Annotated in this window: 18 protein-coding genes; 9 read left to right on the top strand and 9 right to left on the bottom strand. The window is 74.8% G+C overall.

From position 1 onward, the window contains the following. Positions 1–30: 30 nt before the first annotated feature. From ACRAKJ_RS17815 to ACRAKJ_RS17805, 3 genes are all read right to left on the bottom strand, one after another. Entirely contained in the window at positions 31–1,092 is a 1,062-nt protein-coding gene (locus ACRAKJ_RS17815) for an amidohydrolase family protein (RefSeq protein WP_447009039.1), read from the bottom strand. 49 nt (positions 1,093–1,141) lie between these two features. Next, a complete protein-coding gene (locus ACRAKJ_RS17810; protein WP_438924329.1) occupies positions 1,142–1,762 on the bottom strand; it encodes a hypothetical protein in 621 nt (206 codons plus the stop codon). Between the two features lie 70 nt (positions 1,763–1,832). Continuing rightward, positions 1,833–2,021 (bottom strand): hypothetical protein, encoded by a 189-nt coding sequence (locus tag ACRAKJ_RS17805; RefSeq protein ID WP_438924330.1) that lies wholly within the window; start codon positions 2,019–2,021, stop codon positions 1,833–1,835. Positions 2,022–2,207: 186 nt separating this feature from the next. Between ACRAKJ_RS17805 and ACRAKJ_RS17800 the strand changes: the two genes are divergently transcribed. Genes ACRAKJ_RS17800 through ACRAKJ_RS17790 form a run of 3 tightly spaced genes read left to right on the top strand, consistent with a single transcriptional unit; the run spans position 2,208 to position 4,551 of the window. Then, on the top strand, positions 2,208–2,891 hold the full coding sequence (locus ACRAKJ_RS17800; protein ID WP_438924331.1) for a response regulator: 684 nt from the start codon (positions 2,208–2,210) through the stop codon (positions 2,889–2,891). Then, a complete protein-coding gene (locus ACRAKJ_RS17795; RefSeq protein WP_438924332.1) occupies positions 2,888–4,255 on the top strand; it encodes an ATP-binding protein in 1,368 nt (455 codons plus the stop codon). Before ACRAKJ_RS17800 ends, ACRAKJ_RS17795 begins: the two co-directional genes overlap by 4 nt. After that, positions 4,252–4,551, top strand: a complete 300-nt coding sequence (locus ACRAKJ_RS17790; RefSeq protein WP_438924333.1) for a hypothetical protein — start codon at positions 4,252–4,254, stop codon at positions 4,549–4,551. The genes ACRAKJ_RS17795 and ACRAKJ_RS17790 overlap by 4 nt, the downstream gene beginning before the upstream one ends. On the opposite strand, the gene ACRAKJ_RS17785 is transcribed toward ACRAKJ_RS17790, so the two are convergent. Next, entirely contained in the window at positions 4,535–6,976 is a 2,442-nt protein-coding gene (locus tag ACRAKJ_RS17785) for a LuxR C-terminal-related transcriptional regulator (RefSeq protein WP_438924334.1), read from the bottom strand. The genes ACRAKJ_RS17790 and ACRAKJ_RS17785 overlap by 17 nt on opposite strands. A 300-nt stretch (positions 6,977–7,276) precedes the next feature. On the opposite strand from ACRAKJ_RS17785, the gene ACRAKJ_RS17780 reads away from it, so the two are divergent. Further along, positions 7,277–8,104: a poly(ethylene terephthalate) hydrolase family protein gene (locus tag ACRAKJ_RS17780; RefSeq protein WP_438924355.1), complete on the top strand. Its 828-nt coding sequence runs from the start codon at positions 7,277–7,279 to the stop codon at positions 8,102–8,104. A gap of 55 nt (positions 8,105–8,159) precedes the next feature. Here ACRAKJ_RS17780 and ACRAKJ_RS17775 read toward each other — a convergent pair whose 3' ends face one another. Further along, positions 8,160–10,223 (bottom strand): dynamin family protein, encoded by a 2,064-nt coding sequence (locus tag ACRAKJ_RS17775; RefSeq protein WP_438924335.1) that lies wholly within the window; start codon positions 10,221–10,223, stop codon positions 8,160–8,162. Between the two features lie 399 nt (positions 10,224–10,622). On the opposite strand from ACRAKJ_RS17775, the gene ACRAKJ_RS17770 reads away from it, so the two are divergent. From ACRAKJ_RS17770 to ACRAKJ_RS17755, 4 genes are all read left to right on the top strand, one after another. Then, positions 10,623–12,077 carry a DUF1996 domain-containing protein gene (locus tag ACRAKJ_RS17770; RefSeq protein WP_438924336.1) on the top strand — a complete coding sequence of 485 codons (1,455 nt, stop codon included), beginning with the start codon at positions 10,623–10,625 and terminating at the stop codon, positions 12,075–12,077. 112 nt (positions 12,078–12,189) lie between these two features. Beyond that, positions 12,190–13,086 carry a phosphotransferase gene (locus tag ACRAKJ_RS17765; protein ID WP_438924337.1) on the top strand — a complete coding sequence of 299 codons (897 nt, stop codon included), beginning with the start codon at positions 12,190–12,192 and terminating at the stop codon, positions 13,084–13,086. Positions 13,087–13,259: 173 nt separating this feature from the next. Further along, positions 13,260–13,421: a hypothetical protein gene (locus ACRAKJ_RS17760; RefSeq protein WP_438924338.1), complete on the top strand. Its 162-nt coding sequence runs from the start codon at positions 13,260–13,262 to the stop codon at positions 13,419–13,421. A 56-nt stretch (positions 13,422–13,477) separates the two neighbouring features. Continuing rightward, positions 13,478–14,083 carry a DUF6292 family protein gene (locus tag ACRAKJ_RS17755; RefSeq protein WP_438924339.1) on the top strand — a complete coding sequence of 202 codons (606 nt, stop codon included), beginning with the start codon at positions 13,478–13,480 and terminating at the stop codon, positions 14,081–14,083. Positions 14,084–14,105: 22 nt separating this feature from the next. On the opposite strand, the gene ACRAKJ_RS17750 is transcribed toward ACRAKJ_RS17755, so the two are convergent. The 3 genes from ACRAKJ_RS17750 to ACRAKJ_RS17740 all read right to left on the bottom strand — a co-directional run bounded on the left by ACRAKJ_RS17750 (position 14,106) and on the right by ACRAKJ_RS17740 (position 17,999). Beyond that, on the bottom strand, positions 14,106–14,336 hold the full coding sequence (locus tag ACRAKJ_RS17750; protein ID WP_438924340.1) for a hypothetical protein: 231 nt from the start codon (positions 14,334–14,336) through the stop codon (positions 14,106–14,108). Between the two features lie 235 nt (positions 14,337–14,571). Beyond that, positions 14,572–16,152, bottom strand: coding sequence for a hypothetical protein (locus ACRAKJ_RS17745; protein ID WP_438924341.1), 1,581 nt, complete (start codon positions 16,150–16,152; stop codon positions 14,572–14,574). Then, positions 16,149–17,999 carry an FAD-dependent oxidoreductase gene (locus ACRAKJ_RS17740; RefSeq protein WP_438924342.1) on the bottom strand — a complete coding sequence of 617 codons (1,851 nt, stop codon included), beginning with the start codon at positions 17,997–17,999 and terminating at the stop codon, positions 16,149–16,151. Before ACRAKJ_RS17740 ends, ACRAKJ_RS17745 begins: the two co-directional genes overlap by 4 nt. Before the next feature lie 335 nt (positions 18,000–18,334). On the opposite strand from ACRAKJ_RS17740, the gene ACRAKJ_RS17735 reads away from it, so the two are divergent. Next, positions 18,335–19,645: an MFS transporter gene (locus ACRAKJ_RS17735; protein ID WP_438924356.1), complete on the top strand. Its 1,311-nt coding sequence runs from the start codon at positions 18,335–18,337 to the stop codon at positions 19,643–19,645. Between the two features lie 68 nt (positions 19,646–19,713). On the opposite strand, the gene ACRAKJ_RS17730 is transcribed toward ACRAKJ_RS17735, so the two are convergent. Then, positions 19,714–20,934, bottom strand: coding sequence for a cytochrome P450 (locus ACRAKJ_RS17730; protein ID WP_438924343.1), 1,221 nt, complete (start codon positions 20,932–20,934; stop codon positions 19,714–19,716). Positions 20,935–20,976 lie beyond the last annotated feature (42 nt).

Here is a 20,976-nt window from a genome sequence, read left to right as displayed (position 1 = left end):
TGAGTCCAACGTTCAGGACCCCTGAGTTCTTCACTCGCGGGTAGGTAAGCCGGGGTGGACGAGGCGGCCCCGGAGGACCACGGCGGTGGGGTGGGCCAGGGCGCGGAGGTCGGTGCGCGGGTCCTGCGCGTAGACGGCGGCGTCGGCGGGCGCGCCCGGTTCCAGGCCCGGCAGGCCCAGGTAGGCGCGGGCCGACCAGGACGCGGCGGCGAGGGCCGCGTGGGGGCGCACGCCCGCGGCGGCCAGGGCCAGCACCTCGTCGGCGACGCGGCCGTGCGTCGCCGAGTCGGTCCCCGCCAGCACGAGCACGCCCGCCTCGGCGGCCGCGGCGACGAGCGGGGCGTGCGCGGTCGCACCGTCGACGAACCAGCGCTTGCGCGGGCCCTCCGGCTTGTCGACGACGGTGGTCAGGATGTCGTTGAAGGCCGACAGGGTCGGGGTGAGCGCCGTGCCCCGCGCCGCCATGTCGTGCAGCAGGTCGGGGTCCAGGCACAGGCCGTGCTCCACGGAGTCCACGCCCGCGGCCACCGCCGCCGCACCGCCCGCCGCGTGCTGGGTGTGCACGGCGAGCCGCCCGCCCACCGCGTGCACCGCCGCCACCACCGCCGCCATCACGTCGGCGGGCACCGGGTCGTCGTCGACGCCCCAGTCCGCCACGACCTTCGCCCACCCGGTGCGCGCGGCCTGCGCGGCGGCGACCGCGGGCAGGTCCGCGTGGTCGACGCGCCGGCCCCACCCGTCGAAGAACTGCCCGTGCTGCACCAGCCACGGACCGGCGTGCCAGGCCCGCGGCACGTCCGGGTCCACGCCGAACCACGGCGGCGGCTCGCCCGCGAGACCGGGTGAGCGGATCGCCGTCACCCCGGCCCGCACGTGCTGCCGCAGGTGCTCGCGCAGCAGGTCGTCGTCGAGCGGTTCGCCGGGCGCCTCCGCGCCGGGGTGGGTGTGCGCGTCGACCAGCCCCGGCACCAGCCACCCCTCGGCCACCGGCGCCACGCCCGGCACCGGGTCGGTCGTCCACCGGTCGCCGTCGGCGTAGAGGTCCACGTGCTCGCCGTGCGGGAGCGCCCACCCGCGAATCCTGATCACCACCCACCAGCTCTACCGGTCCCGCGCCACCCACCGCAAGCCGATCGGCCGGCTACGGCAGGCGCAGGGCCGCCCCGTCTGCCGACGCCAGGGTGGCCAGCAGCCACCGCGCCGCCGCCGGGTCCTCCACGGACAGCACGAGCGAGCGCGTCGGGGACTCCTCCCCCACGACCCGCACGTCCACGGACCGCCCCGCGCACACCTCGCGCAGGTGGCGGGCGAGCTGCTCCACGGCCTGGTCGACGGCGGCGGCGCGGCGGGCCGCCACGGCGCGCGCGGCCTCGGCCCGCTCCCGCTCGGCGGCCAGCTCGGCGAGGCACCGAACCACCACCTCCGGCGTCGCCCACGCGTCGTGGTCGTCACGGCGCAGCACACGGGCCTCGCCACACTCGCGCAGCCGCCGCAGGGCGGCCACGACGGGTGGCGTCTGGAGGCGCAGGCGGCGGGCGATGACCGTGGCGGCGAGCGGTTCGGCGGTCCCGGTGCGCAGCAGCCACCCCACCTGCCCCTCCACCGACCACAGCGGTTCGGCGGTCAGCGCCTCCAGCTCGCGCGCGGTCAGGTGCGCCTTGCACGCGGGCGCGTGGGCGTCCAGCGGCGCGGAGTAGCGCACCAGGGCCTGACAGGGCGCGCCCGTCGTCGTCCGACGACCGCACCTGGGGCGACCGTTCACCTCGAACCTCCCGTCGTCCGGCGGACCGGCACCACGGGTTCGGCGCGGGGGTGGCCGGCGGTTCCGGTGATCACCCGGTGCAGTGACGGCAGTGGTGCGGCCCGATGGCCCGGTCCCGGCCGCGCCAGCCCGCCCGGAGGGCCTGCACCCACAGCGCGTCCCAGGTCGTGGCCGGCTCCTCGTCGCGGTGGGCTCGACCGCAGTCGTCGCAGATCAGGAGCAGTTCGCGGGGGTCCTGCGGGGCGGGGATCGCGGTCACGGCGGGTCGGGTCGGCTTTCTCGGTGGGCGGTGCGGGCGCGGGTCGGCGGCACCGGTGCGGCCCCGGGGCCCACCGATTGTCGACGCCGGCCGTCCCCGGTCCGGCTGAAAAGGGCGTCCCGGAACCTTGCGATCACCTTGCGATCGCTGCGCGCGGGGGTCCGGTGGTGGAGGATCGGCGGCGTCATGGACTTCTCCGTTCTGCTGGTCGAGGACGACGAGCACATCAGGCAGGCGCTGGGGCTCGCCCTCGGCGACGAGGGCTTCGAGGTGCGCGAGGCGGTGTCCGGCGAGGACGCGCTCGCGCTGCTCGCCGAGGACGAACCGGACGTGGTGCTGCTCGACCTGGTGCTGCCCGGCGTGGACGGCCTGGAGGTGTGCCGCACGCTGCGGGCGCGCGGCGACCTGCCGATCATCGTGGTGACGGCGCGCGCGGACGCCGCCGACGTGATCGCGGGCCTGGAGGCGGGCGCCGACGACTACGTGACCAAACCGCTGGTGGCGAGCGTGCTGGCCGCGCGCATCCGCGCCCTGCTGCGGCGGCGCGGGCCGGGGCGGCAGGACGAGGTGCTGCGGGTGGGCGACCTGGAGGTGCGCCCGGACGTGGGCTCGGTGCACCGGGCGGGCGTCGAGGTGCACCTGACGCGCACCGAGTTCCGGCTGCTGGTGGAGCTGGCCACGGCCGCGGGCCGGATCGTGACCCGCGAGCAGCTGCTCCAGCGGGTGTGGGGCTACGACTACTTCGGCGACACGCGGCTGCTCGACGTGCACGTCCGGCGGCTGCGGCGCAAGGTCGAGCACAACCCCGACGAACCGGCGCTGGTGGTGACCGTGCGCGGGGCGGGGTACCGCTTGGACGTGGAGGCGTGAGCCGGGCGCACCGGTTCTCGCTGCGCTGGCGGGTCGCGGTGGTGCTGGGCGTCGGGTCGCTGCTGATGACGAGCGTGCTGGCGCTGGTGGTGTGGAACCTGGCCTCGGGGTACATGCTGCGGCAGCGCGAGCAGAGCGCGGTGCGGCAGGCCGAGGTGGACGTGCGGCTGGTCGACGAGTCGCTGCGGGCCGGGTCGGCCGGGCTGGACGAGCTGCTCAAGGGCCTCACCGCCGGGCCGGACACGACGATCCTGCTGTTCCGCCCGGGGCAGGTGCTCACCGGTGGCAGGCAGGTCGACCCGGCGGAGCTGCCGCGCGAACTGCTGGACCTGGGCCGCGCGGGCGTGCCCGCCGGGCAGCGGCTGGTCGTCGGGGACATGCCGGTGTACGCGGTGACGCTGCCGATCGCGCACGCGGAGGGCGTGTACGTGGAGGTGGCGCCGATGGTGCAGCTCGACCGCACGTTCCGCTTCCTCAGCGCGGTGCTCGTGGCGGCGACGGTGGCCAGCGGCCTGCTGGGCGTGGGGCTCGGGTCGTGGGCGGGTCGGCGGGCGCTGCGGCCGCTGACCCAGCTGACGGACGCCGCGTCGCGGATCGCGGGCGGCGACCTCAAGGCGCGGCTGCCGGAGCAGGCGGACCCGGACCTGATGCCGCTGGCGGTGACGTTCAACTCGACCGCGGACGCGCTGGAGCGGCGGGTGCTGCGGGACGCGCGGTTCGCGGGCGACGTCAGCCACGAGCTGCGCTCGCCGTTGACGACGATGGTGAACGCGTCGGAGGTGCTGCGCCGCAGGCGCGCGGAGATCCCGGGCACGGCGGGCCGCGCGGTGGACCTGCTGACGTCCGAGGTGGACCGGTTCGCGCGGATGGTGGTGGACCTGCTGGAGATCTCGCGGGCCGACCAGGAGGACGACCCGACGCTGGAGGCGATCGACCTGGCGACGCTGGTGGTGAACGTGCTGGCGGCCCGGCCGGGCGGGCCGGTGCCGCTGGAGGTGACCTCGCCCGGGCCGCACGTGCTGGGCGACCGCCGCCGGCTGGACCGGGTGGTGAGCAACCTGGTGGACAACGCGGAGCGGCACGCGGGCGGCGCGGTGCGGGTGGCCGTGCTGCGGCGCGGCGGGCGGGCGGTGCTGGAGGTGGACGACGCGGGGCCGGGCGTGGCGCCGGACGCGCGGACGCGGATCTTCGAGCGGTTCGACCGGGGCACGCGGGCGGGGTCGCGCGGGGCGGACACCGGCAGCGGCCTCGGGTTGGCGCTGGTGGCGCAGCACGTGCAGCGGCACGGCGGCACCGTGCACGTGGTCGAGCGGCCCGGCGGCGGAGCGCGGTTCGTGGTGGAGATCCCGGAGGCGGAGCGGTGAGGCCGGTGGCGCTGTGCGCGGTGCTCGCCGCCGTGCTGGCGGGGTGCGGGGTGACCGCGCAGGACGAGCCGCAGCCGCTGGTCACCTCGACCGCGAACCCGGTGCCCACGCCCACCGTGACCCAGTTGCCCGAGCCGACGACCACGACCCCCGCGCGCGGGACCACGACCGGCGGGACCACCACCGGCGGGACCACGACCGGCGGGACCACCACCGGCGGGACCTCCGGCACCGGGACCACCACGACGACCACCCCGGTTCAGCCGCCCCCGGCCGGCGTCAGTCGAGGAACTTGACCAGCTCCACCCGCGACCGGATGTCCAGGCGGGTGAAGATGTTGCGCAGGTGGTGCTCCACGGTGCGCCTGCTGAGGAACAGGCGTTCGGCGACCTCGCGGTTGGTGGCGCCCTCCGCCACGAGGTGCGCTATCTGGCGCTGCTGCGGGGTCAGGTCGGCGCTCCGCGCGCCGCCGGGCCCGTCGGCCGGCTCGCCGGTGGCGCGCAGCTCGGCCCGCGCCCGGTCGGCCCAGTGGTCCGCCTCGTAGCGCTCGAAGTGCTGAACGGCGTCGTGCAGCAGTTCGCGCGCCTGGCGGGGTTTGCGGTTGCGGCGCAGGCGGTTGGCGTAGAACAGCTCCGTCTTGGCCAGCTCCAGCGGGGTGCCGCCGAGCTGGTGCAGCCGGATGGCCTCGGTGAAGTGCTCGTCGGCGCCGGGGCCGTCGGAGATCAGCGCGCGGCAGCGGTGGGACATCGCCACGCGGGCCGCGGTCCCCGTGCTGCGGGCCCACTTCTCGTAGCGGTGCAGGGCGCGGTCGGCCGTGTCGGGGTGTCCACTGCGGACGGCGGCCTCCACGATGTCCGGCGCGGCCAGGGCGCGGATGCCCGCGTGCACGCCCCGCACGGACGCCGTCCGCAGCCGGCGCAGCGCGTCCGCCGGGCGGTCGCGGGTCAGGTCGACGCACGTGGACGCCCACGCGCCGACGGTGCCGGACCGGCCGAGGCCGCGCTGCCGGACCTGGTCGGCGGCGGCGTCGATGCGGTGCAGGGCGGTGTCGGCGTCACCGCGCAGGGCGGCGAGCAGGGCCAGCACCATCAGGTGGTCGGCGACCGCGTTGTGCTGCCCGGCGGCGGTCGCGGCGTGCACGCCCTCGAACGCGGCGGTCAGCGCCAGCTCGTGCTGGTCCACCATGAGCGCGGCCAGCGCGCGGTAGGTCAGCGCCCACGGCACGAGGGTCGTCAGGCCGCTCTCGCGGGCCGCCGTGACGCCCCGGTCGGCGAGGGCGTGGGCGCGGGCCGCGTCGCCGAGCACGTAGGCCGCGTGCCCGCCCCAGATCTTCGACTTGGCGTCGGTCAGGCGCTCGGCCAGCTCCACGACCGAGCGCAGCGCGGGCAGCGCCTCGTCGTGCCGCCCGGCGTAGCTGGCGGCGGTGCCGACCAGGTGGTCGAGCGTGAGCCTGGACTCCGCCGGCTCGTCGGCGGTGCGCCACGCGGCGGCCAGGTCGGCGATCTCGGCGTGCAGCGCGTGGTCGCCCGCGATGGCCGCGGCCTCGCCCGCGAACCCCAGGGCGGTGACGGCGAGGCCCCGGTTCGCGCCGACGAGCTCCCCGGCGGCGAGCAGCAGCCGTCGGGCGGCCACGTCGGGCAGCCCGTTGCCGACCTCGATCCCGCCGCGCACCAGGTCGGCCAGCGCCCGCGGCTCGGCGTGGTCGGACAGCGGCAGCGCCTCCCGCAGGATCGCCCGGGAGCGGTGCGGCAGGCCGCGCCGCCAGTGGTCGGCGGCGGCGGACAGCAGGCGGCGCGCGCGGACGTCCGGCGCGGTGGTCAGGGTGGCGGCGCGCTGGTGGTCGCGGGCGGCGGCGGCGAAGTCGCCCCGGCAGCGCGCCCGCGCCGCGGCCTCGGCCAGCACGTCGGCCTGCTCGTCCCGGGGGCCGGGCACGAGCACCGCCCGGTGCCACGTCCGGCGCGGCCCGTCGGGCAGCGACTCGGCGAGCGTCGCGTGCGCCGCGTAGCGCTCGGCCAGCGGCAGTTCGGCGACCAGCGTCGACCGCACGAGCGGTCGCGGGTCCATCAGCCCCGCGGCCTCCTGCACCGCCGCGACGGGCAGGTCGGGCAGCCGCACGAGGGTCTCCACGTCCAGCTCGTCGTCGACCAGCGCCAGGCCCAGCGCGCGCCGCGCGTCCGGGGACAGGGCGTCGAGGCGGGCGCGCAGCCGGGCGCGGGAGGTGCTGCCCGGCGGCAGCACGTCCGGTGGCGGCTCGGCGCCCCCGAGCTGGGCGCTGGTCAGCGACCGGGCCAGCTCGACCAGCGCCAGCGGGTTGCCGCCCGACGCGCGGGCCACGTCGTCGGCCAGCTCGCCGGGCAGGCCGGGCAGCAGGTCGCGCAGCACGCGGACGCTCGTGGCGTGGTCCAGCGGGTCGACCTCGACGCCGGGCAGGCCGGGCAGCGGCCGGTCGGCGGCGACGAGCACCGCGACCGGCTCGTCCTCCAGCTCGGGCAGCACCTCCAGCAGCCAGCCCAGGTCGAGGCGGTGCGCGTCGTCCACGCAGAGCAGCGTGCGCCGCGAGTCGGGGGTGAAGTCGGTGGCCGCCCGCCGCGCCGCGCGCAGCAGCGACGTCCGGCCCGACCCCGCCTCGCCGTGCAGCACGAGCACGCCGCCGCGGCCCGCCCGGGCGTGGTCGAGCACCGCGTCCACGGCGACGCGCTGCCGGTCCCGTCCGCGCAGCATCCTCCCTTTCTGCCAGATGCCGCGCGGCGGCGGTAGGGGCCGACCGAACGGTGTGCGCGCGGTGGATGCACCGATAGCCGGCACGCCGGTGTTGCGGTCCCGGGGTCCGGGGACTGGCAGGTGTGCCGATGCGTGCGCCCGCCCGGGTGCCCGAGGGTCGTAAGCGCCCCGCCCCGCCGCCGCAAGACCCGTGCAAGACCCCCCCTGTGCAAGACCCCCTGCGCAAGCCCCCTGCATCCCTGCACGAGCGAGGTGTTCCACACAGTGCGACTCCGCAGCGTGATCTACGCGATCCCGGCGATGGCCCTGGTGCTGACCGGTCTCCAGGCCCCCGCCCAAGCCGCCGCCAACCCCTACGAGCGGGGCCCGGCGCCCACCACGGCGAGCATCGAGGCGTCACGGGGCCCGTTCGCCACGGCGACCACCACCGTCGCCCGGTCCTCCGCGACCGGGTTCGGCGGCGGCACGATCTACTACCCGACGAGCACCGCCGAGGGCACGTTCGGCGCGGTGGCCATCTCCCCCGGCTTCACCGCGTCCCAGTCGAGCGTGTCGTGGCTCGGCCCGCGCCTGGCGTCCCAGGGCTTCGTGGTGATCACCATCGACACCCTCTCCACGCTCGACCAGCCGGACAGCCGCGGCACCCAGCTGCTGGCGGCGCTGGACTACCTGACCCGGACCAGCTCGGTCCGCACGAGGGTCGACGCCACCCGGCTGTCGGTCATGGGGCACTCGATGGGCGGCGGTGGTTCCCTGGCCGCGAGCCGCACCCGGCCGACGTTGCAGGCGGCGATCCCGCTGGCCCCGTGGCACGGCACGAAGTCCTGGTCCGCGGTCCGCGTGCCGACCATGGTCATCGGCGCGGAGAGCGACACCGTGGCACCGGTGTCGTCGCACTCCGAGCCGTTCTACACCAGCCTCACGAGCGCCCCGGACAAGGCGTACCTGGAGCTGAACGGCGCGAGCCACTCGGCCCCGACGTCGTCGAACACGACCGTGGCGAAGTACAGCGTCTCGTGGCTCAAGCGGTTCGTCGACGACGACACCCGCTACGAGCAGTTCCTGTGCCCGGCCCCGGGCCGCAGCACCCTGATCGAGGAGTACCGCGACACCTGCCCCCACTCCTGACCGGGGCGCGAGACCGGCGGAGCGGCCTCCGGGCAGGAGCCGCTCCGCCGCCCGGTCACCTGCCGAGGCCGCTCAGGCGGTCCAGCGTCGTCATGATCGCGCTCCCGCGCGCGACGTGCGGTTCGAGGACCTCGACCACGTCCTTGCGGTGCAGGTTCTCCGGGTCGTCGATGGACCGCTCGATGCGCACGATCTCGTTCGCCAACTCGTTGCTGCGCTCGCGCAGGATGGCCTCGGCGCGGTCGATGACCGCGGTCCCGGTGATGTCCACGACCGCCAGGAACGAGTCCTCGTACCGGGTGGCCGAGCCGTCCAGCTCGGCGATCCACTCGTTGTGCAGCAGGTCCATCGAGCTGGACCGGTAGCGGCGGTGGCGCAGTGCCGCGTACAGCAGGCCGGCGCCGACCGCGACCCCGGCGGGGATCAGCAGCAGCGGCCCGGTGACGATGCCGAGGGCCGCCGCCACGCCCGCGCCGACCGGCGTGACCGTGCCGACGACGGCCGCGGCCCTGCCGACGACGTCCTGGGCGCCGGCCCGGTACCGCGGCGAGGACGGGATGTCGAGGCGGTTGAGGTCGATCTTCTCCTGGGTCAGGTCGAACTGCCCCGAGGCGTAGCTGTCCCGCAGCCCGGTCCTCACCGCGAGCCGCGTCCGGTCGATGAAGGCCGACATCTCGCGGTTCCACGCGTCCACCGGTCCGCCGGGGCGCACGACCCAGTCCTGGATCGCCTGGGTCTTGAGCACCTCGACCCGGTTGGCCTCCTTGGTGTTCATCAGGTCGGTCGAGCGGATGACGTGGTCCAGCGCCTCGTGCAGGCTGGGGGCCAGGCCCGCGAAGGCGGGCTTCACCGCGCGGGCGCGGGAGGCGAGCTGCTTGCCCAGCTGCTCCCGGATCGAGTCGATCGCCAGGTCGAGCGCCTGGAGCCGGGGCACCAGCTCGTCCTTGCGCGCCTGGAGCTTCGCCAGGGGCGTGCGGGCCGTCTGGAGCCGGTCGCCCACCGCGCGGAAGTGCGGTGCGACCACGCCCAGGGCCTCGCCCGCGACCTGCGCGAGGTGCGTGGCGCCGGTGGTGCCCTCGACCACCTCGCCGATCAGCCGGCGCAGTTCGTTCATCCGGCTCGCGGCGATCAGCCGGTTCCCCCTGGCGTGTTCGCCGTTGCGGATCTGCCACTCCCCCCGCGCCTGGAGGGCGGGCGACACCCCGATGAACCCGCGACCGATGAACCGCTCGTCGGGTTCCCCGGTCGAGCGCCGGAAGTTCTCCCGGAGGTATTCGTCGTCGTGCTTCGCGGTGTGCTCCCACTTCGGGCGGTCGCCGCGGCCGAGGTCCCCGGCGCGGTCGATACCGGTGAGCACCCAGATCACCTTCTTGCCGGAATAGGTGTGCTGGTCGTAGAGCGATTTGATCAAACCGAGCTCGGCGTTCGACAGGGTGGTGGTCGCCTGGCTCACGTAGAGGAAGCAGTCGGCCTCCACGATGGCCGCGCGCAGGATCTCGTCGTGCACCGGGTTCGGCGAGAACGCGCCGGGCAGGTCGTAGAGCTTCGCGGGCAGCGGCACGTCGTGCACCAGGATCTCCACCTCCGCGACGGTCCGGTGCTGGTGCTGCCGCTTGCGGCCCTCCACGATCAGTTCCGGGTCCTCGGTGCAGTACGCCGCGACGACGGCGGGGATGGGTTCGCTGCCGATCTCCTCCCACGCGTCGGAATCGGTGAACCGGACGCGCAGGACGCCCCGTTCGGCCAGGCTCGGGCGGTCGACCGGGATGACCGTCGCCGGGCACGCGGAGGTCGGCTCCGAGGCCGACGGCAGCAGGCCCGTGTACTTGTCGGCGGTGTCGCCGAGGTCGTTGACGACCGGCGTGTAGTCCAGCCGCTGCTGGAGCCCGCTGAGCAGGAAGCTCTTGCCCGACGAGAAGTGCCCCACCAGCGCCAGGTTGATCAGGCTGGACGCGGCGCGGGTGCGCAGCGTCGCGACGAGCTCGACGTCGGCCGCGAGGTCGTCGGCGGCGCCGGGGTCGGGGGCGGGGTCGTCGAGGGACGCCGTGTCCGCGAGCCACACCGACAGCCGGTCGAGCACTTCGCGCAGCTCCGCCTGGCAGCGGACGAGGTCGTTCATGCCCGCTGTATACCGCCGACCGGGAAGCGGGTACAGGAGTTGCCCGGGAAATATCCGGAAAGGGGTACCGCGTCACCCCGGAGAACCGGGAAACGCTACTCGGAGAACCCGGGAACGGCCCCGGGCCCGCATATCTGCGGTATTCAGCCCCGCATTGTCGCAACATCTTTTCGAACGCCCCCGGAAGCGCTCGGCGGCGGGCGGGCGTGCGCCCGGGTACGGGACGCCCACGCCGTTCGCAACCCCTATCTCGCGGACATCTCGTTCGCCAGGCCGCGAAGATAACGGAAGCATAACGACGTGAACTCGGTTGAGCGGCGGCACCACCACTGTCCGTATGCCACCGTGGGACGGCCTGCCGATGGCGTCCCCACCGCCGGACGACTGAGGTGAGATCACATGACGATGACCGGTGGGAGACACCGCATCTCCCGCAGGACGAAGATCGCCACGCTGGGCGCGGCCCTCGTGGTCTCCGCCGGAGCCGTGGTCGTGATCACGGCCACGGGTGGTGACGACGCGGCGTCCGCCGACGCGGTGGACAAGTCCAAGTTCGTCGACATCACCACGGTGCAGCCCAACGTGAAGGCGGTGAACAAGCAGCGCGGCGCGTCCCGGGGCACGTTCACGGTGAACTGCGGCCGCAACGAGAACGGGCACTTCAACAGCGACAACTTCATCGCGCAGCCCGGGGTCGCGCACGGCGCGCAGCACCTGCACGACTACGTCGGCAACCTGTCGACCAACGCCGAGTCGACCAACCAGAGCCTGGTCGCGGCGGGCACCACGTGCCGCAACGGCGACAAGTCCACGTACTTCTGGCCGGTGGTCCGCATCGACAAGGGCGAGGCCGAGGTCGAGAACCCGGTCGACCCGCAGGCCCAGGCCCAGCAGGAGCAGCAGAAGGCCGCGGACGAGCAGATCAAGGAAGAGCCGCGCGTGCAGTGCCCCGACGTGGCCAGCAAGATCGACGAGGAGGTGCCCGAGGAGGCGCAGCCCAGGATCGACGAGGCGCTCGCCGAGGTCGAGCAGGTCACCGAGGAGGCCGAGAAGCGGCTGCCCGGCTCGACCGCCGTCGACCAGGAGGTGCTGGGGCCGCTGACCGAGCAGCGCAAGCAGGCGCTGGACGAGCTCACGCAGGCGGTCGCCCGACCCGGCGCGCAGCCGGTGGACTTCGGCGCGCTCGCGCCGTGCGCCATCAAGCAGCCGGACCAGCCCTCCCCCATCGGCGACGGCTCGGAGAACAGCGAGAAGGAGGACCCGGCGGACGCCCAGGCGGGTGCCCACGTCGACCACGCCAACGAGCTGCCCGGCAACCTGGGCGAGATCCAGCGCCCGGAGAAGGTCGAGCTGACCTTCCGCGGCAGCCCGGTCGGCAAGGTCCGCGCGATGCCGAAGTTCCTCCGCGTCCTCTACGGCGACGCCAAGGTGTCGACCAACGGCCCGAAGAACGCCCGCGCCTCGTGGACGTGCACCGGCTTCGAGGACAAGGTGCAGCTCCAGACCTACGTGGTCTGCCCGGAGGGCTCGAAGGTCAAGCGCCTGCACGACTTCGCCGGCTGCTGGGACGGCAAGAACACGGACAGCGCCAACCACCGCGACCACGTCGCCTACGCCGACCCGGCGACCGGCAGGTGCCCGCGCGGGTTCAAGGCGATCCCGCAGCTGCGGATCTCGCTGACCTACGACATCCCGAGGGACGTGCAGGTCAACGGCCAGTACGCGGTCGACTCGTTCCCGCAGGAGGCCCACAACCCGTTCAGCGACCACGACGACTTCGCGAACGTCATGAGCCAGCGGATCATGAACCGCCTGGTCTGGTGCCTGAACCGGGGCAAGAACTGCCGCGAGTGAGGGGACGGCACGACCACCGCCGCCGGGGGCGCGCCCGCGAAAATCGGGTGCGCCCCCGGCGGCGGCACGTCGATGCTGTGTCGATGACACGCGCGCGATCGGGGCACACGGGGTGAAGTACGCGGGGTACGCGGGTGCGGTCGAGGTCGACGAGCACCTGGCGCGGCGGTTGGTGGACGGCCAGTTCCCGGCGTGGGCCGGCCTGCCGGTGCGGCCGGTCGAGCTGAACGGGTGGGACAACCGCACGTTCCGGCTCGGCGACGAGCTGACCGTGCGCCTGCCCAGCGGCGACTGGTACGCCCTCCAGGTGGCCAAGGAGCAGCGGTGGCTGCCGGTGCTCGCGCCGCACCTCCCGCTGCCCGTGCCGACACCGGTGGCGCAGGGCGTGCCGGGGCACGGCTACCCCTACCCGTGGTCGGTCTACCGGTGGTTGGACGGGCGGCCTGCGGCGGTGGCCGGCACCGGCGACGCGACGGCGTTCGCGACCGACCTGGCGCGGTTCCTGGCGGCGCTGCGGCGGGTCGACGCGACCGACGGCCCCGCCCCGGGCGAGCACAACTTCTACCGGGGCGGCCCGGTCGCGGTGTACGAGGACGAGGTGGACGCGGCGGTCGAGGCGCTGGGCGCGGAGGTGCCCCGCGACGAGGTGCTCGCGACCTGGGAGGAGGCCGTCGCGTCGGTCTGGCGGGACCGGCCGACCTGGTTCCACGGCGATGTCGCGCCCGGCAACCTGCTGGTCCGCGACGGCGCGCTGGCCGCCGTCATCGACTTCGGCACGTCCGGTGTCGGCGACCCGGCCTGCGACGTGGTGATCGCCTGGACGACGCTGTCCGGCGACGCGCGGGACGCGTTCCGCCGCACGCTCGGCCTGGACCCGGGCACGTGGGCGCGCGGGCGCGGCTGGGCGCTGTGGAAGGCGTTGATCTCGCTGGTGGGCGCCCTGGAGCGGGACGAGACCGGCGAGGACCACCGGCGGGTCGTGCGCCGCGTGCTCGCCGACCGCGCGTGACGCGCCGGTGCGTTCCGGCACGGTCGCCGCGCCTTCCGGGCCCCGACGGGGTAGACTGGTCACATCGAGGTCGCGCCTTCGCGCACCCGAACATCCTGTCGCGTCCCGCACTCCACGCCCCGAGCACAGGCTCGGCCCGGAGCTCGCGCCCGGCGCGGAGAAAGTCGGCAACCATGACCGCAGAAGCGGCGAACGAGCTGTTCAGCCACCCCGAGTCGCACACGACCCAGCACCGCAGCGGGCCCCGCGACGACGCGCAGCGCGCGTACACCGATCTCTTCCGCGAGCCGGACGACGCCCCGCACGGCACACCGAGGGCCGGCCACAGCGCGTGACCCAGCCGACGAGGACGCGGCCACTCCCCACCGAACCCGTCCGGCGACTGCGCGTGGTGCCCGCACCGCGTGACGAGGCCGACGCGCCGGTCACCGCCCCCGAGGCCGAACCGGCGACGCGGACCGGGCCGGACACGGACACCGGGTCGACCCCGGACGCCGGGACCCACGGGGACGAGGCGCAGGAGTCCGACGCGCCGGAGCCCGACCCGGACCACACGTACGCGCTGACCCGCGCCCTGCGGGACTACGTGACCGCGGTGGCCACCGCGGTCGGCGTCCCGGCGGACGGCACGACGTTCGAGGTCACCGACACGCTCACCGCGTACCTCGCGCTGGGCCACCGGGTGCCCGAGCACCCCGACCACGACCTGATGCTCGTCTGGGACGAGCGGCAGGGCTGGTCGGTGCGGGTGGAGACCGACCCGGGTGAGCCGCCGGTCGTGCTGGCGCGCGGCGGCGACGACCCGGTGCCGCACCCGGAGGCGGTCGCCCGCCTGGTGGCGGGGTCCGCGGCGCGCAGGGCGAACACGCCCGCGGCGGTGCCGCGCCGGCTGGACCGCGCGGCCCTGGCCGAGCGCATGGAGTGGCGCGGCGGCGCGTGGCCGCCGCCCGACCGTCCTCTTCGGACGTTCCCGCTCGCGGACGCGGGCGGGGTCTGACCACCCGGCGGGTCGCCGGGCGTCACAACGCGCGCGAGCGACCCACCCGGGCGGCGGCCCGTGAGTGGAGCCCGAGCATGGACAGCAGCTCGCGGCAGTCGTCGACGTCGATGGCGTTGTCCGCGACCGTGTGCGCGGCACGGGTCCGCTGGACCGCCTCCGCCTGGTCGGCCGCGGCGCGAACCTCGGCGAAGTTCACCGGCGGACGACGCTCACCGGTCGACGTGAAGTGCAGGGCGGGGTCGTTCCCCACGAGCGGTTGATCCGGCGACAAGCCGGTGCTCCCGTCTCCGGTCGGTGGTGGATCACCGGGGCCGGAACTCGGCGGGGACCGCGTCGGCCGAGTGCCGACATCAGGTGTTCCCCGCCACCCGACGATACCCCACCTGCCGCGCTCCGACCGACCTCGTCCGGGCCGGCGGGGCAGGACGACGGCCGCCCCGCGGGCACGGTGGGGAGCCGCCCGGCCGAACGGCTCCCCCGGGTCCCTACCCCTTCGGCGACAGGCGCAGCACGCTGCCCTCGCCGTCCGCCGCGACGTACACCGCGCCGTCCGGCCCGACCGCGACGCCCGCGAACATGTCCGGCACGCCGGGCATCCCGTGGCTGAACAGCGCGCGGTCGACGCGGGTCGCGCCCGGCGGCAGGCCGACCGCCAGGTCCTCCACCTCGACCCGCACGTCGCCGCCCCCCAGGCCCACCGCCAGCAGCCTGCGGCCGGCGGTGTCCACGGTGAGCAGCTCGTCGCCGCGCACCGCCAGGCCCTGCGGCGCGCCGAGCCCGTCCGCGACCGGCACCGCCGCCCCGCCGTCGAGCCGGAGCACGGCCCCGAGCCGGTCGTCGCTGACGTAGCAGCGGCCGTCGTCGTCGAGCGCGACGCCCACCGGGTGGTCGAGCCCGTCCGCGAGGACGGTGACCGCGTCGTCCCCGTCGACCACCACGACCCGACCCGCACCCGTCTCGGCGACGACGAGCGCGCCGTCCGCGCGCACCGCGACGCCGGTGGGGCGGTCCAGCCCGGTCGCCCGCACCCGCGTGGTCCGCGCGACCGGGTCGTGCGTGCGCACGTCGCCGTACTGCGAGGTGACGTGCACCAGCCCGGCGTGCGCGGCGACGCCGTGGGCGAAGATCACCACCTCGTGCGTGGTCACGCCCCCGTCGCCGGTCGGGCCGGCCAGCCGGTAGTGGTCGGCCGCGTACACCGTGCCGCCGAGGTCGACGGCCACGCCGAACGGCCCGTCGAAGCCCTGCGGCACGACCTCGCGGGTCCGCCCGTCGGGGTGCACCTCCGCGATGCCGCCGCTGGCGAAGCTGGAGACGAACATGCGGTTCTCGTCGTCGAACGCGGCGTTGTCCAGCCCGACCACGCCGGTGGCCACGACCGACCGCCCGCCGCTGCCGAACAGGTCGACGCGGGTCACGAACCCGGCCACGCCCCGGGACAGCACGACGAGCGCGCCGCCCCGGTCGAAGCGCACCGCGACCGGCTCGTGCACGTCCTCCGCGACCAGCTCGGGCACGCCCCCGTCCAGCGGCACCCGGTAGACCCGGCCGGTCAGCATGTGCGGGTAGTAGAGGCAGCCGTCCGGGCCGAGCTGCATCGCGTTGCCCATGGCCAGGTCGTCCGCGAGCACGCGCGGGTCGCCGCCGCCGGGGAACAGCTCCAGCAGGCGACCGCCCGGCTTCATCTCGTTGACGAACAGCCGGTCGCCCACGCAGGCGATGCCGTTGGGCACGGCGACCTGGTCGGACACCAGGTCGAACTCCCCGTCGGGCGTGCGGCGCCACACCCGGCCGGGCACCAGGTCGGTGACGTACACCGAGCCGTCCGCGCCGAACGCGAGGTCGTCCGGCGCCTGCACCGGGCCGTCCACCGGCACGACCACCTCGACGTCGCCCGAGGCGAGGTCCACGGCGCTGATCTGCCCGGCGAGGAACTGCGCCACGTGCAGCCGCCCGTCCGGCCCGAACGCGACCCCGTTGGAGCCCCACAGCGGGTTGGTCCGGGTGAGCCGCCGCACGTCCCAGCGCGCGCCCGACGGGGAGCTGTCGCCGAACCGGCTGCTCACTCCGCACCCACCAGCACGTCGTCCATGCCGCCCTCGGCGCGCCAGCGCCGGATCGTCTCGTGGAACGCGACGGGACCGTCGCCGAAGGACTCGCTGCGCTGCCGCGGCTGCCCCTCGTTGTTGTAGTAGCCCGGCGTGCACTCCGCCTGGAACCTGTGCAGGTCCGCGGCCTTCTCCCGGATGGTCGCCACCCAGGCGTCCTCGGCCTCCGCGCTCGGCTCGACGTACCGGGCGCCGCGCTCGCGCGCCTCGGCGACGACGGCGGCGACGTGCGTGGCCTGCTCGTCGAGGACGTGCACGAAGTTCACCGAGCTGGCGTTCTGGAGCGGCCCCAGGTGGAAGAGGTTGGGGAAGTTGTGGCTGTAGAACCCGTGCAGGGTCCTCGGGCCCGCCGCCCAGTGCCCGAACAGCGGCACGCCGCCGCGGCCGTGCACCGGCAGCAGGCCGGAGAGCACGCCGGACACACCCACCTCGAACCCGGTGGCGAAGACGATGCAGTCGACCTCGTACTCGGTGCCGCCGACCACCACCGCCTTCTCGGTGACGCGCTCGACGCCGCCGTGGTCGGCGGTGTCGACCAGCGTGACGTTCGGCCGGTTGAACGTCTGCAGGTAGTCGTCGCTGAACGTGGGCCGCTTGCACATGTAGCGGTACCAGGGCTTGAGCAGCTCGGCCACGGCCGGGTCCCCGACGACCGCGTCCACCCTGGCGCGCAGCTCGTTCATCTTCTGGAAGTCGACGATCTCGTTGACGCGCTCGCGCTGCTCGGGCGAGAGGTCGGCGTAGGCGTCGCTCGGGATCAGGTTCTGGAGCAGGCGCGCGCTGCCGGTCCAGCCGTCGGAGACCAGGTCCTCCTCGACCGGGTGCCCCGAGACGACGTGGAGGAAGTTGTCCCTGCGGCGGCGCTGCCAGCCGGGCGTGAGCGACCGCGCCCACTCGGGGTCGGTGGGGCGGTTGCCGCGGACGTCCACCGACGACGGCGTGCGCTGGAAGACGTACAGGTGCTCGGCGTCGCGGCCCAGGTGCGGCACGACCTGGACGGCGGTCGCGCCGGTGCCGATGAGGGCGACGCGCTTGTCCGCGAGCTTGTGCAGCCCGCCGCCGGCGTCGCCGCCGGTGTAGTCGTAGTCCCAGCGGCTGGTGTGGAACGTGTGGCCCGCGAACGTCCCGACGCCGGGGATGCCGGGGAGCTTGGGCTTGCTGAGCGTGCCGCTGGACACGACGACGTAGCGCGCCCTGATCCGGTCGCCGCGGTCCGTGGCCACGACCCACTCGGACTCGTCGTCGTCCCAGCGCAGGTCGGTCACCCTGGTCTGGAAGCAGGTGTCGCGGTAGAGGTCGAAGTGCCGCGCGATGGCCTGGGCGTGCCGCCGGATCTCCTCCCCCGGCGCGTACTTCCACTTCGGGACGTAGCCGACCTCTTCGAGCAGCGGCAGGTAGACGTACGACTCGATGTCGCAGTGGATGCCGGGGTAGCGGTTCCAGTACCAGGTGCCGCCGAAGTCGCCGGCCTCGTCGATCACCCGGATGTCCCGCACGCCGGCCTGGCGCAGCCGCGCACCGGTCAGCAGGCCGCCGAAGCCGGCGCCGACCAGCAGCACCTCGACCCGGTCGTGCAGCGGTTCCCGGGTGAGGTCGGGGTCCGCGTGCGGGTCGTCGGCGTAGTAGCCGAACTCGCCCTCGACGCGCCGGTACTGGGCGTTGCCGTCGGGTCGGACGCGGCGGTCGCGCTCGGCCCGGTACTTGGCGCGGAGCGCCTCGATGTCGAACCCGGGGTCCGCCGCGAACCCCGCGTCGGCGGGGAGCGGGTCGTCGGGCCGGGCGGGCGGCGTTGGTGGCGTGGGCATGGGCACCTCTCTGCTGCGCGTCCTGCGTGACCGCTCGGTCGCGGTTCGTGGCCACCTAACCGGAGCCGGCCTGTTTGAGTCAAATGACTGACTTAAAGATGTGGCGCTCCTGCGCGTGATCGGGCGATCCCGCTTCGTGACCTGACGATGAGCGTTCTAAGTCAAGCGCCTGCTTTAATCCTGTTCGGACCGAGCCCGCTCACAGACCGGAGGCCGCCGTGCCGTCCACGCCACCCACCGCCGACGTCGACCCGCCCGGCGCGCCACCGGTCGTGACCCGGAGGCCGAACACCGTCGTCGCCGTGCTCGCCTTCTCGGGCGTGACCGTGGCGCTGATGCAGACGGTCATCATCCCGCTGGTCCCCCGGCTGCCGGACTACCTGGGCTCCACCCCCGCCGACACCGCGTGGGCGATCACCGCCACGCTGCTGGCCGCCGCCGTCGCCACCCCCACGACCGGCCGGCTCGGCGACATGCACGGCAAGCGCCGGATGCTGCTCGTCTGCCTGGGGCTGCTGGTGGCGGGCTCGGTGCTGGCCGCGCTGAGCACGAGCCTGGCCCCGCTCGTGGTGGCCCGGGTGCTCCAGGGCCTGTCCTCCGGCGTGATCCCGCTGGGCATCAGCATCATGCGGGACGAGCTGCCCGCCGAACGGCTCGGTTCGGCGACGGCCCTGATGAGCGCGTCGCTGGGCGTGGGCGGCGCGCTGGGGCTGCCGCTGGCCACCCTGCTCGCCGAGAACGCCGACTGGCACGTGCTGTTCTGGGTCGCCGCCGGGCTGGGCGTGGTCGCCGCGACGCTGGTGGTGGCGCTGGTGCCGGAGTCCTCGGTCCGCTCCGGCGGTCGCTTCGACGTGGTCGGCGCGATCGGCCTGTCGATCGTCCTGCTGTGCCTGCTGCTGGCCGTGTCCAAGGGCTCGGTGTGGGGCTGGACCAGCGGCCTGACCATCGGCCTGGTCGTGACGGCGGTGGTCGTGCTGCTCGCGTGGGGCCGGTGGGAGCTGCGCACCCGCGACCCGCTGGTGGACCTGCGCACCACCGGGCGCCGGCCGGTCGCGCTGACCAACCTCGCCTCCGCCGTGTTCGGTTTCTCGATGTTCGCCATGTCGCTCGTGCTGCCCACGCTGCTCCAGCTCCCGGCCACCACCGGTCACGGCCTGGGGCAGTCGCTGTCCGTCGTCGGCCTGGTCATGGCGCCGTCCGGGCTGGTGATGATGGCGATGGCGCCGGTCTCCGCCCGCATCACCCGCTCGAAGGGGCCGCGCACCACCCTGATCACGGGCACCCTGGTGGTCGCCTTCGGCTACGCCGCCAACCTGGTGCTGATGAGCGAACTGTGGCAGCTCGTGGCCGTGTCCAGCGTGATCGGGGCCGGGGTGGGCCTGGCCTACGGCGCGATGCCCGCGCTGATCATGTCCGCCGTGCCGGTGTCCGAGACCGCCGCCGCCAACAGCCTCAACACGCTCATGCGGTCCATCGGCACGTCGGTGTGCAGCGCCGTCGCGGGCGTGGTGCTGTCCGAGCTGACCGTCCCGTTCGGACCGGCCGAGGTGCCGTCCCCGACCGGGTTCCGGGTGGTCGTGGCGATCGGCGCGGGCGCGGCGCTGACCGCGGCGGCGGTGGCGGCCCTGATCCCCCGGCGACCCTGACCCCCCGGCGACCCTGACCCCGGGGTGTTCGGGTGCGGGGGCACGGCACCCCGCACCCCGGACCGCCCTCACCAGGCGACGGGCAGCTCCCGGACGCCGCCGACGAGCAGCCCTTCCACGGGCCGCAGCTCGTCCGCCGGCCCGGCCAGCCGCAGGGTGGGCAGCCGGCGCAGCAGCACGTCGAGCGCGACCTGGAGCTCGGTGCGGGCCAGCGCCTGCCCCAGGCAGGAGTGCGGCCCGGCGCCGAAGGACAGGTGCGGGTTGGGGCTGCGGGTCAGGTCGACCTCCTCGGCCCGCTCGAACGCGGCGCCGTCGCGGTTCGCGGCGGCCATGCTGCACACCACGGTCGTGCCGGCCGGCAGCACGGTGTCCGCCACCTCGAAGTCCTCGTGGAGGTAGCGCAGCATGCCGAACCCGGCGTTGACGTCGGTGCGCAGCGCCTCCTCCACCGCCGGGCGCACCAGGGACGGGTCGGCCAGCAGCGACTCCCAGCGCGACCGGTCGGCCAGCAGCACCGCCACCATCTTCGCGATCATGTTCGCGGTGGTCTCGTGCCCGGCGACGAGCAGGGCCATGCCGGTGGCGATCAGCACGCCGTCGGGCATGGTCCCGCCCTCGGCGTCGGTGCCGGTGATCAGCTCGCCGATCAGGTCGTCGCCCGGTTCCGCGCGCTTGGCCGCCACGTGGCCCGCCATGTACGCCACGAACTCCGCCTGCGCCGCGCCGATCTCCTCGTGCGTGTAGCGGGTCGTGCTGAGGAGGGTGTCCGACCAGTACGCGAACTTCCGCCGGTCCGAGTCGGGGACGCCGAGCATCGTGCAGATGACCCACACCGGCAGCGGGAAGGCGAACCCCGCCTTGAGGTCGGCGGGCCGCCCCTGCTCGACCAGCTCGTCGACCAGCCGGTCCGCCATCGCCTCGATCGCCGGCCGCAGGGCGGTCATGCGCTTGACCGTGAACCACCGGTTGACCAGGCGCCGCCAGCGCAGGTGCGCCTCGCCGCTCTGCGGGATGGTGATGGCCATCTCGCTGTTGAACACGCCGCCGGACTCGTCCTCGGAGACGCGGGCCCCCTCGTTGGTGGGCATCGGCCGGGTGAAGCGCGAGTCGGCCAGCACCCGCTTGACGTCGTCGTAGCGGGTGACGAGCGTCGCCTCGTCGCCGCTCGGCAGGGTCACCCGCGCGACCGGGCACTCGCGGCGCAGCCTCGCCCACTCGGCGGGCGGTTCGAGCGCCGCCGGGACCGTGAAGGGGTAGCGCAGCGCTTGTTCGTCGGTGTCGTGGCCCACCGTGGACCTCCTCGGCGTCGAGTCGGGATCTGGTGGGCAGTC

Source organism: Saccharothrix sp. DSM 118769 (assembly GCF_052936295.1).
This window is presented reverse-complemented; position numbering and strand designations above follow the sequence as displayed.

Excerpts from the sequence above, each read along its gene's own strand:
- ACRAKJ_RS17770 (WP_438924336.1), top strand. The coding sequence starts at position 10,623 with ATGACGATGACCGGTGGGAGACACCGCATCTCCCGCAGGACGAAGATC.
- ACRAKJ_RS17775 (WP_438924335.1), bottom strand. The coding sequence starts at position 10,223 with ATGAACGACCTCGTCCGCTGCCAGGCGGAGCTGCGCGAAGTGCTCGAC.
- ACRAKJ_RS17800 (WP_438924331.1), top strand. The coding sequence starts at position 2,208 with ATGGACTTCTCCGTTCTGCTGGTCGAGGACGACGAGCACATCAGGCAG.
- ACRAKJ_RS17785 (WP_438924334.1), bottom strand. The coding sequence starts at position 6,976 with ATGCTGCGCGGACGGGACCGGCAGCGCGTCGCCGTGGACGCGGTGCTC.
- ACRAKJ_RS17735 (WP_438924356.1), top strand. The coding sequence starts at position 18,335 with ATGCAGACGGTCATCATCCCGCTGGTCCCCCGGCTGCCGGACTACCTG.
- ACRAKJ_RS17780 (WP_438924355.1), top strand. The coding sequence starts at position 7,277 with ATGGCCCTGGTGCTGACCGGTCTCCAGGCCCCCGCCCAAGCCGCCGCC.
- ACRAKJ_RS17740 (WP_438924342.1), bottom strand. The coding sequence starts at position 17,999 with ATGCCCACGCCACCAACGCCGCCCGCCCGGCCCGACGACCCGCTCCCC.
- ACRAKJ_RS17760 (WP_438924338.1), top strand. The coding sequence starts at position 13,260 with ATGACCGCAGAAGCGGCGAACGAGCTGTTCAGCCACCCCGAGTCGCAC.